This is a genomic window from Kutzneria sp. NPDC051319, assembly GCF_040682195.1.
Lineage (GTDB): Bacteria > Actinomycetota > Actinomycetes > Mycobacteriales > Pseudonocardiaceae > Kutzneria.
Genome location: NZ_JBFBAM010000161.1, coordinates 1 through 1,575 on the forward strand (window position 1 = coordinate 1; position 1,575 = coordinate 1,575).

Genomic DNA, 1,575 nt, shown 5'->3' on the forward strand with positions numbered 1-1,575 from the left:
CCTTGAGTTTTAACGTCGGGGTGGTTCAAGGGGTCCCTGGTTGATCATGAACGCAGCCCTTGAGTGATCATGTTTCTTGCGACAGAAACACACGATCAACTCAAGGGCTGCGTGATCATTGTGCACGACCAGGCCATGACGGCCGCGCTCGGGACACTGGCCGAGTTCCGGCGGCGGGTCTACCAGTGCCTCACCCGACGCCCGGACGCTCTGTTCGACCTGCTCGACGCGCTGACCTGCCGCCCGGACCCGGTCACGAGTCTGCCCGCGCTCTCGCTGGAACCGGAGTTCCGCCGCGGGCACGGCGGCCTGTATGCCGCGTTGACCCGCGGCGGTGTCGATCTGGACCGACTACGGGCGGTGCTGCTGGCCGACCTGCCGCCGGCCCGGGACCGACGTCGCTGGTTCGCCGGCGACGTCTCCGGCTGGCCACGACCGGACGCGGTCACCAGCCCCCAGCGGGTGGCGATGTTCGACAAGTCCGCCCGCACCAGTGCGGGGCATCCGATCACCTCCGGGTGGCCGTTCGCGGTGATGACCGCTCTGGAGAGCGGAGCCTCCTCCTGGAGCGCGCCGGTGGACGCGACCCGGCTGGGCCCGACCGACACCCTGACCGCGGTCACCCTGACCGCGATCGACCGGGTGGTCGTGGACCTGGACCGGGTGGGATGCGCGGACACGCCGGGGTTCGTCTTCGACGCCGAGTACGACCTGATGGCGTTGAGTCATGTCTGGGCTGATCGGGTCCACATCGTCGGACGGTTGCGGTCGAACCAGGTGTTTCACGCCGACCCTGCGCCCGAACCCGGCCGGCGGGGCCGGCCCCGCCGGCACGGCGACAAGATCGTCCTCAACGATCCCGCCACGCTGGCCACACCGGACCGCTGGGCCGAGTTGGACTCGCCGCGCTACGGCGTGGTGCGGCTGTCGGCATGGGACGACCGGCACCGCAGGTTGACCAGGGAGGGGTTCTGGGACAAGCATCCCGGGCCGTTGCCGATCGTGCGGGGCGGTGTGATCCGGGTCGAGTTGGAGCGGCTGCCCGGTGGTGGGGTTCCGGATCGGGCGATGTGGTTGTGGCACGCCGGCCCGGTCCCGTTGGATCTGGTGACGGTGTTCGCGGCGTATCAGCGTCGGTTCGACATCGAGCATTTCTTCCGGTTTTGCAAGCAGCGGTTGGGGTGGACCCGGCCGGCGCCGATGCTGCCGGGCACCGCGCAGGTGTGGACGTGGCTGGTGCTGGTGGCCTACACGCAGTTGCGGTTGGCGCGGCCGGTGGTAGCCGATCTGCGGATGTCGTGGGAGAAACCGGCCGAGTCTGGTCGGTGCACGCCGGGGCGGGTGCGTCGAGATTTTCGGCGGGTTCGTGGGTTGGTGGGCACCCCGGCCAACCCGCCGAAACCCACCCGGGCCGGCCCAGGACGGCCGGTGGGGACCACACGACCGCCCCGGGCCAGGCATGCCACGCACAAGAAGAACTCCCGTGCTACCCGCAAGAAGAGCACGAAGACCACGAGCCGCACGACCACAGGTCGGAAGACAACCAAGACCCAAGCCACACGTTAAAACTCAAGG

General features: G+C 69.0%; 1 protein-coding gene. It reads left to right on the forward strand.

Annotated elements, in window-relative coordinates; genetic code table 11:
- Window positions 1-111 precede the first annotated feature (111 nt).
- Window positions 112-1,566, forward strand: a complete 1,455-nt coding sequence (locus AB0M73_RS49745) for an NF041680 family putative transposase (RefSeq protein WP_363907238.1) — start codon at window positions 112-114, stop codon at window positions 1,564-1,566.
- The last annotated feature ends 9 nt before the right edge of the window (window positions 1,567-1,575 follow it).